General features: G+C 66.0%; 13 protein-coding genes. 11 read left to right on the top strand and 2 right to left on the bottom strand.

All coding sequences use genetic code 11. The features are described from left to right. Positions 1–26: 26 nt before the first annotated feature. The gene (locus tag QMG72_RS05615; protein WP_283480001.1) at positions 27–476 is read left to right on the top strand and encodes a hypothetical protein; all 450 of its coding nucleotides are present in this window, start codon (positions 27–29) and stop codon (positions 474–476) included. On the opposite strand, the gene QMG72_RS05620 is transcribed toward QMG72_RS05615, so the two are convergent. Beyond that, the gene (locus tag QMG72_RS05620) at positions 473–1057 is read right to left on the bottom strand and encodes an NUDIX domain-containing protein (protein WP_283479947.1); all 585 of its coding nucleotides are present in this window, start codon (positions 1055–1057) and stop codon (positions 473–475) included. The two genes, QMG72_RS05615 and QMG72_RS05620, sit on opposite strands and share 4 nt — an antisense overlap. A 685-nt stretch (positions 1058–1742) precedes the next feature. On the opposite strand from QMG72_RS05620, the gene QMG72_RS05625 reads away from it, so the two are divergent. After that, on the top strand, positions 1743–3305 hold the full coding sequence (locus tag QMG72_RS05625) for an HNH endonuclease signature motif containing protein (protein WP_283479948.1): 1563 nt from the start codon (positions 1743–1745) through the stop codon (positions 3303–3305). A 39-nt stretch (positions 3306–3344) separates the two neighbouring features. Here QMG72_RS05625 and QMG72_RS05630 read toward each other — a convergent pair whose 3' ends face one another. Then, positions 3345–3692 carry a GNAT family N-acetyltransferase gene (locus QMG72_RS05630; RefSeq protein WP_283479949.1) on the bottom strand — a complete coding sequence of 116 codons (348 nt, stop codon included), beginning with the start codon at positions 3690–3692 and terminating at the stop codon, positions 3345–3347. 119 nt (positions 3693–3811) lie between these two features. Here QMG72_RS05630 and QMG72_RS05635 point away from each other — a divergent pair, with 119 nt between their 5' ends. From QMG72_RS05635 to QMG72_RS05675, 9 genes are all read left to right on the top strand, one after another. Then, positions 3812–4855, top strand: coding sequence for a GNAT family N-acetyltransferase (locus tag QMG72_RS05635; RefSeq protein ID WP_283479950.1), 1044 nt, complete (start codon positions 3812–3814; stop codon positions 4853–4855). Between the two features lie 50 nt (positions 4856–4905). Further along, positions 4906–5301 (top strand): hypothetical protein, encoded by a 396-nt coding sequence (locus QMG72_RS05640; RefSeq protein WP_253033237.1) that lies wholly within the window; start codon positions 4906–4908, stop codon positions 5299–5301. Positions 5302–5956: 655 nt separating this feature from the next. Further along, positions 5957–6973: a bifunctional riboflavin kinase/FAD synthetase gene (locus QMG72_RS05645; protein WP_283480002.1), complete on the top strand. Its 1017-nt coding sequence runs from the start codon at positions 5957–5959 to the stop codon at positions 6971–6973. 135 nt (positions 6974–7108) lie between these two features. Beyond that, entirely contained in the window at positions 7109–7963 is an 855-nt protein-coding gene (kynA, locus tag QMG72_RS05650) for a tryptophan 2,3-dioxygenase (RefSeq protein ID WP_253033236.1), read from the top strand. After that, complete coding sequence (gene kynU, locus QMG72_RS05655) at positions 7960–9261, top strand: kynureninase (protein ID WP_502934647.1); 1302 nt, start codon at positions 7960–7962, stop codon at positions 9259–9261. Before kynA ends, kynU begins: the two co-directional genes overlap by 4 nt. Before the next feature lie 159 nt (positions 9262–9420). Beyond that, positions 9421–9690 (top strand): 30S ribosomal protein S15, encoded by a 270-nt coding sequence (gene rpsO, locus QMG72_RS05660; protein ID WP_226774209.1) that lies wholly within the window; start codon positions 9421–9423, stop codon positions 9688–9690. A 243-nt stretch (positions 9691–9933) separates the two neighbouring features. Next, positions 9934–12183, top strand: a complete 2250-nt coding sequence (locus QMG72_RS05665) for a polyribonucleotide nucleotidyltransferase (RefSeq protein ID WP_283479952.1) — start codon at positions 9934–9936, stop codon at positions 12181–12183. 154 nt (positions 12184–12337) lie between these two features. After that, positions 12338–13681: a M16 family metallopeptidase gene (locus tag QMG72_RS05670; RefSeq protein WP_226774207.1), complete on the top strand. Its 1344-nt coding sequence runs from the start codon at positions 12338–12340 to the stop codon at positions 13679–13681. Positions 13682–14082: 401 nt separating this feature from the next. Beyond that, complete coding sequence (locus QMG72_RS05675; protein ID WP_502934648.1) at positions 14083–15279, top strand: substrate-binding domain-containing protein; 1197 nt, start codon at positions 14083–14085, stop codon at positions 15277–15279. Positions 15280–15297: the final 18 nt, after the last annotated feature.

The following is a 15297-nucleotide window of genomic DNA, read 5'->3' on the forward strand; positions in this document are numbered from 1 at the left end:
TGACGGCGAAACGATCGCAGCAGGACATCGGAACGACGCCGGACCCCACGGCGTCCGGCAGCGCACGGGATACCCGCAATACCGGGCCCGGGCGGCTGCTGATCGCTGTCTACGCGGTGTTTGCCATTTCGGCGACGGCCCGGGCGGGATACCAGATCCTCACCAAGTTTTCCGAAGCTCCGCTGGCCTACCTGCTGTCCGCATTCGCCGCAGTCGTTTATCTCGTAGCAACCGTGTCGCTCGCAAAAGCCGGCCGCACCTGGTTCAAGGTTTCCGTGGCGGCGGTGCTCGTGGAACTGTTGGGTGTGATTGTGGTCGGGGCCCTCAGCGTGTTCGACTCGGTCAATTTCCCCCATGAGACCGTCTGGTCGCTGTTTGGCCGCGGCTATGCGTTTATCCCGTTGTTGTTGCCGATCCTTGGCCTGATCTGGCTGTACCGCCGCCGTCCGGCGCCGAAGCCGGCCCGAGCGTCCTAGCTGGGCATTCCGGGGCCGGGGTCCTGGCCCACCAGCCGGCTGCACAGGGCCGGCCACGCGGCGCCGAAGCCAGGATGCAATTCCTTCTCGCCTACGCGCTCGAGCGGCACCCACTGCAGCTCCAGGCTTTCGGGATCACTGATCACCGGTTCGAACGCTTCCACAACTTCGACGGCGACTGTCGTGTAGCTCCAATAGCCGACGTCGAACACCGAAGTGAACAGCACCCGCACGTTTTGCGTCGGAACGGCGGCTTCCTCTTGGGCCTCCCGCAGTGCGCCTTGGACTGCTTCTTCGCCCTGGTGCAAGGCCCCGCCGGGGAGACCCCAGGTGCCGCCCTTGTCGCTCCACAAGGCGCGGTGCTGGAGCAGGACGCCCTTGGCGGGGTCGTGGACCAGCAGCCCGGCCGAGCCAAACCGCCCCCAGAACCGTCCGCTGTCGCCTTCAACCCACGCGTCACCCGGATCGCGGGGCCCGAGGGGCCGGCGCAGTTCGAAGGGGAGCTCAGTGGAGCGTGCTTCGCCGGGCCGCCCGGTTTGGGGGCTGGCCGGGCTCGATGTCGGGGCGACAGGGCTGTCCATGCCCTCAGTTTCCCACGGACCGTGCCCGTACCCGCCGAAGTGTGACCCCGCGGGAAGACAGATCAGGCAGGCTGCACGCCGGGGGGCACGGCGGGAAGAAAGATCAGGCGGGCTGCACGCCGGGGGGGCACGGCGGGATCCGTCGGTCAGCAGCGGTCGGTTTCCAATCTTCGTCGCGACAGCTTGCCGTTGACGGCCATCCGGCACCAGTGAACGGGCCGCCTAACCCTCTGTTGCAACCAGGCGCCGGGCCCGTTTCCTCCCGCGAGGGTCGCCGACGGAAACTCCGGGCCCAACACTTCAGTTATCCACATAGGGGGATCAACGAGGGCCACCAGAGCTGGAATCGGGAATCATTGGAGGTAGGCCCCCGGGCGGCCGGAGCAGCGGATCGCTCACTGGGACCTGGTGACTACAGCTTCTCCACACTCGAATTTTCGTTAGGAGATCCACAAAAGTCGCGGCCCAGAATGTCAAAGCATCGAGGAAGAATTTGGCTATGAAAGCCAGTGAAGATTTCATTCCGCTACAGGCCACACGGCCTGGCTCCGGAATACTCCTGGGAATTCTCCGGTTGCCGGCTGGACCACACGCAGCCGATGACGTGGACTGTGCTCTGGATGGGGCGCTTGCACTGCTGCGTTCTTCAAACGGGACGGCACTGTCTGTTGCAGCGATGTTCGGAGTGACAGAAGCCTCGGACTTTGCCGGGCGGGTCGAGGAATTATCCCGCATGGTCGACTATCTGCAACTTGTGGCCGCAGCGGCGGTTGACCGGACCCGAAACCGGGCGGCGGCAGCCAGCAACGCGGCTGCGAAGCTTGGTTCCGGTGCCCCTGCCAGCTGGTTGACCGGCTGGCACGCCGACGCGACTCCGGCCACGACTGCGACGGTGCCTGCGACGGTGCCTGTGACGGTGCCGGCGGACTGGGTCGCCGGGCCCGATTCCGGTTGGAGCGTGCAGTTTGGCGCGGACCGTGCGCAGGGCTGGGTCGATGACGGGTACCGGAACACCACCGAGTTCCTGCGGGCCAGGCTGCGGATCACCGCGGCGGAGGCGCGACGCCGGCTTGCCCTGGCTTCGGATGTTCTGCCGGGTACCGGCTTGTCAGGGCAGCCCCTGCCGGCCGCGTGGGAGGAACTTGCGGCTGTCCTCACAGCCGGGGACATCGCCTCGCGGGCGGCGACCCTGGTTAGCCTGTCCCTCCACCGGGTCGGGCACGTGGCCGCGCCCGGTGACGTTGTCCGGATGGAGCATGCCCTGACCCGTACGGCTGTGGAGAACGACCAGGATTTCCTGACCCGGATCGCGAAGCGCTGGACGGACGCCCTGGACCAGGACGGTGCCGAACCCAGCGAGCAGGAACTGCGCCAACGCCAAGGCGCGTTCATCCGCCGGTCCCACCGTGGACTGCAGCACCTGGAAATCTTCGCCACCGCCGACCAATTCGAGCACCTGCTCACGGTCATGAACACAGCCACCAACCCACGGACATGCTCTGCCACGAACCGCACCGACCCCACCGCCGGCACGGCCGAAAGCGCCGGTCCTGACGCCCGGGCCGACGCCGGCGCCAATGCCGACGCCCGCGGTGCCGTGGACCACCCGGCTGCTGGGGAGGTGGCCGCTGCCGGGCGGCTGGATCAGCGCACCCGTCCGCAACGGCTGCTCGATGGCCTGGTCGGCGCCTGTAAGGTGGCCCTCGCGGCCGGAGAACTGCCCGCTTCCGGTGGCCTGCGCCCGCAGGTTATGGTCACCATCGACTACCGGGACCTCCTCGAGCGGCTCGGCGGCGCCAACCCGCAGTCACGCGGGCCGGGATCCGGCGCGGGAACCCTGATGTTCACCGGCCCGGTCACGGCCGAGACGGCGCGCAAGATCGCCTGCGATGGCGACATCATTCCAATCGTGCTCGGTGGCACCGGCCGCATCCTGGACATCGGCCGGGCGTCACGGGTCTTCCCGCCCCACATCCGCAAAGCCCTCACCGCACGGGACCGGGGATGCGCGTTCCCCCAGTGCACCATCCCCGCGCCGTGGTGCGAGGCCCACCACATCGAGTACTGGTCCCGCGGCGGAACGACCGGAACGGAGCAAGGCGCTTTGCTCTGCTCACACCACCACCACGTCATCCACAAGGAAGAATGGACCATTCAGGTCCGCGCCGGCATCCCGTGGTTCATCCCCCCGGCGCACCTGGACCCACGTCAGGTGCCACGACGGAACAGCTATTTTCGCCTTGAGTGAACCCAGGGGACCGTGCGCGCTCTGCGGGCAAATCAGGGATTATCTGAACTGCGCAAAGACCCGTGCCGGTTCGGGACGAATATCCGGACCCTCGGTGAAGCCGAGGCTCTCACAAAAAGCACGCTGTCCGGATTGGTTGTCGGTGATCAATACCAGCTGCCGGAGGTGCTCGCAGCGTTTCTTCACCGCCTGGAGCAGCGCGCGGCCGGCACCTGCTTTCCGGAACGCCGGATCCACCAGGATGTCCTGGACGGAGCAGATGGCCGCGGCGCCGGAGGCCGCGCTGGCCAGTCCCACCAGCACCAGCGCCAGAGCCAGCACCAGCGCCAGCACCAGCGCCAGAACCACGGAGTCGGGAACGGGACTTCCGGCAAGGACTGTGGACACTGGCACCGGAACAGTGCCGCACGCAGCCGTCCCCCGGCCACGGGCCGGAGGTGCTAGCGTAGCGCCGATGCGTAACGGGCGCCCGGGCCCTTGCGTTGGCCACGTCCAGGGGACAAACCATGAACATATCCGTGAACATCCGAAAGTGCACGGCGGACGATCTTCCCGCCCTGTGCCTGCACGAGCCCCCGGGTGCAAAGATCGCCGAGGGCTTCCTGGTGCGCCAGACGGCGGGGGAGCTCCTCTATGCCACGGCGTGGACCGGGGGCACCCCGCACGGCGGGGCGGTGCTGGATTTCCGTGCCGGGCCCGTCCCCGAACTCAAGCATCTCTTTGTGTATCCCGGCAGCAGGGGAGCAGGGATCGGCGGTGCGCTGTGCCGCTGGCTGGAAGAGCAAGCCAGGCTGGCCGGACACAGTGCGATCGTCCTCGGCGTCGAACCTGGCAACACTGCGGGACGGAAGCTCTACAAAGGCCTTGGCTACCGGCCCACCGGTGCCACGGAAACATACTCCTATGAATTTACCGACCCTGACGGCAACCGGAGCGTTGCCACGGAAACTGCTGCGCTCCACCATAAACAGCTCGGACCGCCTTGGGCCATCGAGCCTCCCGCCGGCCGTGAACCAACCCCGGCGGCGCCCTCCCGCGTCCTCTTCTATGGAGTGACCGGCAGCGGGAAGTCGACCGCCGCCCGCGCCTACGCCCAGTCCAGGGGGTTGCCCGGGTTTTCGGCAGATGACGACATCGGCTGGCTGCCCGGCTGGCAGCAGCGCACCGTCGAGGAGCAGCGTGGCATCGCAGCCTCGCTTGCAGCCCAGGACCGCTGGGTGCTGGACAGCGCCTATGGTGCCTGGCGGGACGTTGTGCTGTCGCGCGCGGAGCTCATTGTCTGTCTCGACTATCCACGCTGGCTTTCGCTGGCCCGGCTGGTTCGCCGCACGCTGCGGCGGGCGTTGACCCGGGAACCTGTCTGCAACGGTAATGAGGAAACTATGGCCCGGCTCTTCACCCAAGACTCGATCCTCCGGTGGCATTTCCGGTCCTTCACGCGGAAGCGGCAGGTGATGCGGGGGCTGGAAGCGGACCCCCGGATGCCGGCTACAATCATGTTCCGCCGTCCCCGGGAACTCGATGCCTGGCTGGCGCAGCTGGAGCTCTGACCGGGTCGAAAGCCCCTGAACAGACACCCGGCCGCGGCTACGCTGGAGGCATGGCTGGACTCAAGGCTCCACAAGCGTTGCGGAAGGAAGAACGTGAGTCCCTCCTGAGGGCCGTGAAGGCATTCCATACCTTTGCCTGGTTCACGATCGAAGCCTGCATGGTATACGTCCTGTACGCCGGTGTCCGCGGCCGCACGGACCGGCGGGCGGGCATCGCCGCCGTTGTCGTGGCTGCCGAGACGCTGGTTTTTTCCGCGAACGGATTCCACTGCCCGCTTACCGCAGTGGCCAAGGACCTGGGGGACGAGACAGGCTCGGTCACCGACATCTACCTGCCGGAATGGTTCGCGAGGAACCTTCCGGGCATCCACGTTCCACTGATCCTCGCCGCCGTGCTGCTGCACTGGCGGAACTACCGGACAGCCGGTGGATCAACCGGGCAGTAAAACCGGGCGGCTCAGTCCCGGCACGGTGGCCGGCGCAGTCGAGGCCGCTAGCGCAGCGGGTTGCCGTTGAGGTCGACGCGGAAGTGCTCGATCACCCTGTTGGCCGCGGTATTAATGATGATCACGGAGTCCACCGGCCAGGACGAATCGGAAACCATGGTGTAGGGAACGTCCGTAATCCTGGTGGGCTGCCCGGCGTCGTTGATCTTCCGGCTGAAGGCACCGGCTCGAGTCTGGCGGCGCCCTCGTAGGCTTGTGCGTTCTTGTGCATTCCTGCCAGCAGCGTGGGCACCGCGGCCACCACCGCGGCCACCACCGCGGCCACCAGCGCGGCTTGCGCTGTCTGCCGGTCCGTGCCGAGCATGCCCCGGCAATCTGGGCTACCGGGATCTGCCTCAGGAGGCCGTGGAGCTCTGTCCCGGGTTCTCCTTCAGCCACACCTGGGTGCGGGCCTCGGTGGAAACCGCACCCGCGCAGACACCCGCTGGACTGTTGTCTTTGCCTCGTGGTGCTGGCGTACCGAACGCGGCGGAGCGTCGGCGCGGACCCGCAGTGCCGTCGGAAGCAGCCGACGTTTGCAGGTAATCTAGGAGAGTTCCGGAGCCGGCAGGTTTATCCGGAGGAGCACATGGCAGGAAGCAAAAAGGCGAGGTTGATGGTCCACATCTGGAACGATCCGTCCGAAGTCCCGGCGGACTTTGGTCCTTCCGTCGTTACGTTCGGCAATTTCGACGGGGTACACCGCGGCCACCAACAAGTGCTCTCACAGCTCATCCGGGTCGCCCGTATCAATCACGCACGCGCCGTCGCCATCACCTTCGACCCGCATCCGGCGCAGGTCCACCGCCCCGAATCCGCCCCGGAACTGATCATGGGTCTGGAAGACAAGCTTGCCGCCCTCAGCGAACTGGGCCTCGACGCCGTTCTGGTCATGAAGTACTCCCTCGAGCTGGCCAGCCTCACCCCCGAAGAATTTGTCGCCACTGTCCTGGTCGGCAGCCTCAGGGCGAGCCACGTGGTGATCGGCCACGATGCACGGTTCGGCCGGAACAACTCCGGGGACCTGGAGACCATGCAGGACCTCGGCCGGAAGCTCGGCTTCGAGGTGCTGGTTATCAGCGAGTTCGGCTCGGAAGGCTTTCCGCTCCACGGCGACGCACCCGGTGAGGGACAAGACCGCACCGCCCACGACGGCACCGACCGCCGCTGCTCCTCCACCTGGGTGCGCGAGGCACTGCGGGAGGGCGACGTCGCCACTGCGGCCGCCGTACTCGGACGACCGCACCGGATGCGCGGCGAGGTGGTCCACGGCGCCGCTCGCGGCCGTGACCTCGGCTTCCCGACCGCAAATCTGGCCGCTGACGCGAGCGGCTACGTCCCGGCTGATGGCATCTACGCCGGTTGGCTTGTGGACCAGGCCGGCACGCGCTGGCCTGCCGCCATCTCCGTCGGGTCCAACCCCACCTTCGACGGCGTCAGCCGCCAGGTTGAGGCGCACGTGATCGACCGGCCGAAAGAGGCCGTGGAAGACTTCGATCTGTACGGCCAGACAGTAGTGGTGGAATTCGTCGCCCGGCTGCGGGGCATGGTGACGTACCGTGGCCCTGAAGCACTGGTGGACCAGATGCGGCTGGACGTTGTCCAGGCGCACAGTATTCTATTTGTGCCCTAACCCGACCATCCGCTGCGCCGGGCCGCCGGAGAGGTGAATCCGCCGGCCGGATGCCCGGCTCGGCCGGTGCCAGGTTTCCCCGGGCCGCCGGACGGGGAAACGAAGAAGAGCCCGTGGGCAAGGAAGGCACAAAACGTGACGATTGAGAAAAATACCAGGGAACTGGACAAGGATATTGTCCGCGACTTCAGCTCCCGAATGAGCTACGCCTCCTACTTGCAGCTCCCGACGCTGCTGAGCGCCCAGAACCCGGTCAGCACACCGGAGCACCATGATGAGATGCTGTTCATCATCCAGCACCAGACCACCGAACTGTGGCTCAAGCTGGTCCTGCACGAGCTCCGCAGCGCCGCCGCCTGGCTCCGCTCCGACGACCTCGGCTCGGCGCTGAAGGCGATTGCCCGGGTCAAGCACATCCAGAAGACCCTGACCGAGCAGTGGTCCGTGCTGGCCACCCTCACGCCCACCGAGTATTCGCAGTTCCGCGGCTTCCTGGGCAACTCCTCGGGATTCCAGTCCAGCCAGTACCGCGCCGTCGAATTCCTGCTGGGCAACAAGAACCGCAAGATGCTCCCGGTGTTCGAATCCGACCCCGAAGCCCACGCGATGCTGCTGGAGATCCTCGAATCGCCGAGCATCTATGACGATTTCCTCGCCTACCTCAAGCGGCAGGGCTTCGACGTCCCCGCCGCGCTGCTGGAGCGGGACGTCACCAAGGCGCACGAGTTCTGCGCCGAGCTGGTCCCCGTCTTTAAGTACATCTACGAGAACGCCGCGGACAACTGGGGCGCCTACGAGGCCTGTGAGGAACTCGTGGACCTTGAGGACAACTTCCAGCTGTGGCGCTTCCGGCATCTGCGAACGGTCCAGCGCACCATCGGCATGAAGTCCGGCACCGGCGGCTCCAGCGGTGCTGCCTTCCTGCAGAAGGCGCTGGAACTGACGTTCTTCCCCGAGCTCTTCGCCGTCCGGACGGAGATCGGCCAGTGAGCGCACTGACTCCCGCGGCGGCCGCGGCACAGAACCGAGATGCCTTGCTGCAGCGCGCCCGGGAACTGGACGCCGCCGATCCGCTGGCTGCCTGCCGCGACCACTTCATCGGTGCCGACACGGACCTCGCCTACCTGGACGGCAACTCCCTGGGCCGGCCGCTCAAGCGCACCGTCACGGACATCAGCAGCTTCATCCAGGACAGCTGGGGCGGGCGGCTGATCCGCGGCTGGGACGAGCATTGGCTGGAGCTCCCGCAGGCCATCGGCGACCAGCTCGGCCGGGCAGTCCTCGGCGCCGCGGCCGGGCAGACCATCATCGCCGATTCCACCACCGTGGTGCTCTACAAGCTGATCCGGGCCGCGGTGGCCGCGATCGCCGACCCGGCCCGGACCGAAATAGTGCTGGACACGGAGAACTTCCCCACTGACCGCTACCTTGTCGAGGGCATCGCCCGCGAAGAAGGGCTGACGCTGCGCTGGATCCACACCGATCCTTCCGCCGGGGTAACTGTCGAGCAGGTGCGGGCGGCAACGGGTCCGGCCACCGCCGTTGTGGTCCTGAGCCAGATTGCCTACCGCTCCGGGTTCCTTGCCGATCTGCCCGGGATCACCGCTGCCGTTCACGCCGCGGGTGCGCTGGTGGTCTGGGACCTGTGCCATTCCGCCGGTTCGGTGGAGATTGCCCTGGACGCCGCCGAGGTCGACTTCGCCGCCGGCTGCACCTACAAGTACCTCAACGGGGGGCCCGGCTCGCCGGCGTTCGCCTATGTTAATGCCCGGCACCTGCCGGGTTTGCAGCAGCCGATCTGGGGCTGGATGGGCCGCAAGGACGCATTCGAGATGGGGCCCGGGTATGAAGCGGCAGACGGCATCCGCGGGTTCCTCAGCGGCACCCCGGCGGTCTTCGGGATGCTTGCCATGCGTGGCACCCTGGACTTGCTCGAGGAGGTCGGCATGGCCGCGGTTCGGGAGAAATCTCGCCTGCTGACCGCGTTCGCCGTCGAGCTCCACGATGCCTGGCTCGCCCCGGCCGGCGTGGAACTCGCGACGCCGCGGGAGCCGGAGCTGCGCGGCAGCCACATCACGGTGGACCACCCGGCGTTCCGGGAGATGACCGCCGCACTGTGGGCGGCCGACGTCATCCCGGATTTCCGGGCACCGCAGGGCCTGCGGATCGGGCTGTCCCCGCTGAGTACTTCCTTTACCGAGGTGCACCGTGGGGTGGCTGCGATCCGCGAACGGCTGGACGCGGGCCATTCCGGGCAACCACCGGAGGGGTCGTTTCGACAAGATTAGCGGCGTGCCGGTAAACTAGGCGTTGGATCCGGCTGCAGTCCGTGGCGGCTGGGTCCTGTTGTGTACGGGACATCTGGCATCAAAGCAGAAGAACCGGCACGGCACCCCCCGGCGGTGAGTTACTGATTCGGGCCTCACGGCACATATCTAGGAGTTATTGTGGCACTTGAAGCCGCTGTAAAGCAGTCCATCATCAAGGATTTCGCAACGTCCGAGGGCGACACCGGTTCGCCGGAGGTCCAGGTTGCAGTCCTGACTCAGCGGATCAAGGATCTCACTGAGCACATGAAGGTGCACAAGCACGATTACCACACCCAGCGCGGTCTGCTGGCCATGGTTGGTCGTCGCAAGCGTATGCTCACCTACCTCAAGAACACTGACATCACCCGCTACCGTGCGCTCATTGGGCGTCTCGGCCTGCGCCGCTAGTCAGCTTTAAGGGGCGGCCCCTTCCGTGACGGAATGGGCCGCCTTTTTCACACACAACTCAACAGGAGGATCAACCGCATCACGCATTCGCGGTCTTCGGTAGTGATCTCCGGGAACGGCTTCCAGGATATGAAGCCCGGCCCGTGGGTCTCGATCGATGACCGGGTGTAGTGCAGGCCGGCAGATGCCGGGCTGGGTTGATGCGGCTGGACTCCGTGAACCATGAAACGGAGGTGACTCTCTATGGAGGGTCCCGAAATCCAGTTCTCAGAAGCAGTCATTGACAATGGCCGCTTCGGCAAGCGTGTAATCCGCTTTGAAACCGGCCGACTTGCCAAGCAGGCAGCCGGCGCAGCGATGGTCTACCTCGACGAAGAAACCGCGCTGCTGTCCGCCACCACCGCCGGCAAGCACCCGCGTGAAGGTTTCGACTTCTTCCCGCTGACCGTCGACGTCGAAGAGCGTATGTACGCCGCCGGCCGCATCCCGGGCTCGTTCTTCCGCCGCGAAGGCCGCCCGTCCACTGAAGCGATCCTCGCTTGCCGCCTGATGGACCGCCCGCTGCGTCCCGCCTTCGTCAAGGGCCTGCGCAACGAGGTCCAGATCGTGGTCACCGTGCTGTCCATCAACCCGGACGAGCTCTACGACGTCGTAGCGATCAACGCTTCGTCGATGTCCACCCAGCTCTCCGGCCTGCCGTTCTCCGGCCCGATCGGCGGCGTCCGCGTTGCCCTGATCGCCGACGAACACGGTTCGCAGTGGGTTGCCTTCCCGAAGCACTCCCAGCTCGAGAACGCCGTCTTCAACATGGTCGTTGCCGGCCGCGTCAAGGGCGACGACGTCGCCATCATGATGGTTGAAGCCGAAGCCACGGACAACTCCTGGAACCTCATCAAGGAACAGGGCGCCGCCGCCCCGACCGAAGAGGTCGTTTCGGAGGGCCTGGAGGCCGCCAAGCCGTTCATCAAGGCCCTTTGCGACGCCCAGTCCGACCTGGCAGCACGCGCCGCCAAGCCGACCGTCGAGTTCCCGGTCTTCCTGGACTACCAGGACGACGTCTACGCCGCCGTGGAGTCAGCTGCCGCCGAGAAGCTGGCCGCAGTTTTCCAGATCGCGGACAAGCAGGAACGCGACACCGCTTCCGACGAGCTGAAGAACGAGGTCACCTCATCCCTGGCCGGCCAGTTCGAAGGCCGCGAAAAGGAGCTGTCCGCAGCCTTCCGCTCCGTCACCAAGCACGTTGTGCGCCAGCGTATCCTCACGGACCAGATCCGCATCGACGGCCGTGGCCTGACGGACATCCGCCAGCTCACCGCCGAGGTTGAGGTTCTTCCCCGCGTCCACGGCTCGGCCATCTTCGAGCGCGGCGAAACCCAGATCATGGGCGTCACCACGCTGAACATGCTCAAGATGGAACAGCAGATCGACTCGCTTTCGCCCGTAACGCGCAAGCGCTACATGCACAACTACAACTTCCCGCCGTACTCCACCGGCGAGACCGGCCGGGTCGGTTCCCCGAAGCGCCGCGAAATCGGCCACGGCGCCCTCGCAGAGCGCGCCATTATGCCGGTTCTGCCGTCCCGCGAGGAATTCCCCTACGCCATCCGCCAGGTCTCTGAAGCCCTCAGCTCCAACGGTTCGACGTCGATGGGTTCCGTCTGCGCCTCGACGCTGTCCCTGCTCAACGCAGGCGTGCCGCTGAAGGCTGCTGTTGCCGGTATCGCCATGGGCCTGGTTTCCGACGAGGTTGACGGCCAGACCCGCTACGCCGCCCTTACCGACATCCTCGGCGCCGAAGATGCCTTCGGTGACATGGACTTCAAGGTTGCCGGTACTTCCGAGTTCGTTACGGCCATCCAGCTGGACACCAAGCTCGACGGCATCCCGGCCTCGGTGCTGGCCGCCGCCCTGAAGCAGGCCCGCGAAGCCCGCCTGCACATCCTGGACGTGCTGAACTCCGCAATCGACACCCCGGACGAGCTCTCCGAGTTCGCGCCGCGCGTCATCGCGGTCAAGATCCCGGTAGACAAGATCGGCGAGGTCATCGGCCCGAAGGGCAAGATGATCAACCAGATCCAGGAAGACACCGGCGCCGACATCTCGATCGAGGACGACGGAACTGTCTACATTGGCGCCACGAACGGCCCGTCTGCCGACGCAGCACGGTCCGCGATCAATGCCATTGCCAACCCGCAGATCCCGGAAATCGGCGAGCGCTACCTGGGCACGGTCGTCAAGACCACCACCTTCGGTGCTTTCGTTTCCCTGACTCCGGGCAAGGATGGTCTGCTGCACATCTCCGAGCTGCGCAAGATCGCCGGCGGCAAGCGCGTGGACAACGTTGATGACGTCGTCTCCGTCGGCCAGAAGATCCAGGTGGAAATCACCAAGATCGATGACCGTGGAAAGCTTTCGCTCTCGCCCGTTGTGGCTGACGAGGCCGGTGCCGGAAACGCTGACGACGCTGAGGTCTCCCTCGAGGCCGCAGAGTAGTCTTTCCTGACCCAAGTGGCGGGGCCGGTGGATTATCCACCGGCCCCGCTGTCGTTAACGGCGGCGTAGAACATCGCCGCCGCCGTACCGTCCGGGCGATTTCCCGCTGGTACGATGGCAGGCAGATTTGGGATGTTTTTACTGAAAGGCTTTGATGACTGTCGTACCCCTGCCGCTTGAGCAGAACCAGCATGCTGACAGCCTGATCCACGGAGCCGACGGCGGATCCGAAGTGCGGCGGTCGGTCCTTCCCGGCGGTGTCCGTGTGCTGACCGAGGCGATGCCCGGACAGCGTTCTGCCACCATCGGCTTCTGGGTTGGCGTGGGCTCCCGCGACGAGGCGCCCGGGCAGCACGGCTCCACCCATTTCCTCGAACACCTCCTGTTCAAGGGCACCCAGCGGCGCACCGCCCTGGAGATCGCCTCGGCCTTCGATGAGGTCGGCGGGGAGTCCAACGCAGCCACGGCCAAGGAAAGCACCTGCTATTTTGCCCGCGTGCTGGACACCGACCTGCCGATGGCGATCGACGTCATCGCGGACATGATCACCGGTGCCGTGCTGGACCCGCAGGAGATGGAGCAGGAACGCGACGTTATCCTCGAAGAAATCGCGATGGACAGCGACGATCCGACCGACGTCGCCCACGAACACTTTGTCGCGGCCGTGCTGGGTACCCACGCGTTGGGCCGCCCAATCGGCGGTACCCCCGACGCCATCCGTGCCGTCGCCCGGGATTCTGTCTGGGACCACTACCGCCGCTATTACCGCCCGGATGAGCTTGTTATCACCGCCGCCGGGGGACTGGACCACAACGTCGTCTGCGGACTCGTTGTGGATGCCCTGCATTCCGCCGGCTGGAGCCTTGAGCCTGACGCCGCGCCGGTGCAGCGACGCTCCACCGACCGGGCCGCGATCACCGGCACCGCCGGACTGCACGTGGTCAAGCGTCCGGTGGAACAGGCCAACATCATCATGGGCTGCCCCAGCATCGTCGCCACAGACGACCGCCGCTTTGTGATGAGCGTGCTCAACGCAGTCCTGGGCGGCGGGATGTCCTCCAGGCTGTTCCAGGAAATCCGGGAGAAGCGCGGCTTGGTGTACTCGACCTACTCCTTCGCCTCCTCCTACGCCGACGCAGGGTACTTCGGAATGTACGCCGGCTGCACCCCGTCCAAGGTCCGGCAGGTCGTTGAGCTGCTCGGCGCCGAACTGGACAAGCTCGCAGAAGGCGGGATCTCCGAGGAGGAACTCCGCAAGGCCGTGGGGCAGCTCTGTGGCGGAATCGTGCTGGCACTGGAAGACACCGGCTCACGGATGTCCCGGCTCGGCCGTGCCGAACTGGTCTCCGGCGAATACCAGGACATCGACGAGACGCTTCGCCAGATCAAGGCGGTGACCGCTGACGAGGTCCAGGTGCTCGCCCGCGAACTCGCGGCTGCGCCACGGACCCTCACGGTCGTTGGCCCCTTCGACGAAAACGAAACCTTCGGCCTCTAACCGGGCCGTGCCCGGCAGGGCGCCCGGGGCGCTCGAAACGTTCCCCGCGGATGCGTGCGGGCCGCGCGCCGGGGGAGTTGCCACGGGAGCTTCGGGGCTGCGCCTCGGTTAGGAGGCGCAGCCCCGGCATATCCCCGCGTGGAGCCGCCGTTGCCCTAAGCCGGCCTGTGCCCGACGCTGAACTGTGCCCGACGCTGAACTGCGCCCGACGCCGGCCTGCGCCCGACGCCGGCCTGCGCCCGATGCTGAACTGTGCCCGAAGCCGTTACGTTACAAAAGCCTTTTTTGAAATCCGTTGACACGCCCTGAGCTGCGCCCTAGATTAACTGTAATCTGAATCACCTTTCAGGTTCAGCGAATTTCCTGCTCAGATTCCCCGGATTCTCAACGAAAGGCATCCCGTGAAGGATACAAAGAAGTTCCTAATGGCCACCGTTTTGGCCGCCGGGCTGGCCCTCAGCGCCTGCGCGCCCACTGCCGGCACCGCAGCGCCGGCCGAATCGGGCAGCAGCCAGTCGGCCGAACCCGTCAACGTCGGCATTATCTACTCCAAAACCGGACCGCTCGCAGCCTATGGCGCCACCTACTATGAGGGCCTCCAAGCCGGCATCGACTACGCGACTGGCGGGACCGGAGCGGTCAACGGCGCCAAGATCAACCTCAGCTACGCCGACGACGGCGGCGATCCGGACAAAGCCGTCACGGCGGCCAAAGACCTGATCGGCAAGGGCTACAAGATCATCGGCGGCACGGTCTCCTCGGGAATTGCGTTGAAACTGGCCGAGCAGGCGCAGCAGAACAAAGTCCTCTACATCGCCGGCCCCGCCGCCACGGATGCCCTCCAAGGCGTTAACAAATACACCTTCCGGTCCGGCCGGCAAAGTCTGCAGGATGTGGCCACAGCCGGTTCGTTCATCGATACCAAGGGCAAAAAGGTTGTGGTTTTCGCGCAGGACAACGCCTTCGGACAGGGCAACGTCGCCGCTGTCAAGGCCATCCTCGGGGCCAAGGGGGCCACAGTGGAGCCGGTCCTTGTTCCGGAAGGCCAGGAGCTCACGCCGTTTGCCCGCCAGCTCATCGATGCGAAGCCTGACATGGTCTTTGTTGCCTGGGCCGGGGCTACCTCCGGCACCATGTGGCAGACACTGAGCCAGCAGGGCGCATTCGACGCCGCACCGATCGTCACCGGCCTCGGCGACGCAGCGACCTTCGGCGCCTACGGCGAGGCGACCAGTAAAATCAGCTTCCTCAACCACTACTTCCCGGGGGCCGCGGGTACCGTCGTGGAGAAGAAGATGATCGCCGCCGTCGAAAAGGCGGGCCAAAAGGCCGACCTCTTCACCCCGGACGGCTTTGTTGCCGGCCAGATGATCGCCCAGGCCGTCAAGGAAGGCGGCGCCGACACCGACGCCATGGTTAAGGCGCTCGAAGGATTCAGCTTCGACGGACCCAAAGGCAAGGAAACCGTCCGGGCTTCAGACCACGCACTGATCCAGGACATGTACCAGGTCAAGCTCGTCCAGGCGGGCGGTTCCTGGGCTCCTGAGCTGATCAAGGTCGTCCCGGGCGACACGGTCGCCCCGCCGGAAAAGAAGTAGTCCTTCGCGGCGCTGTGC

Origin of the sequence: Pseudarthrobacter sp. PH31-O2 (genome assembly GCF_030063265.1) — a bacterium.
GTDB lineage: Bacteria > Actinomycetota > Actinomycetes > Actinomycetales > Micrococcaceae > Arthrobacter.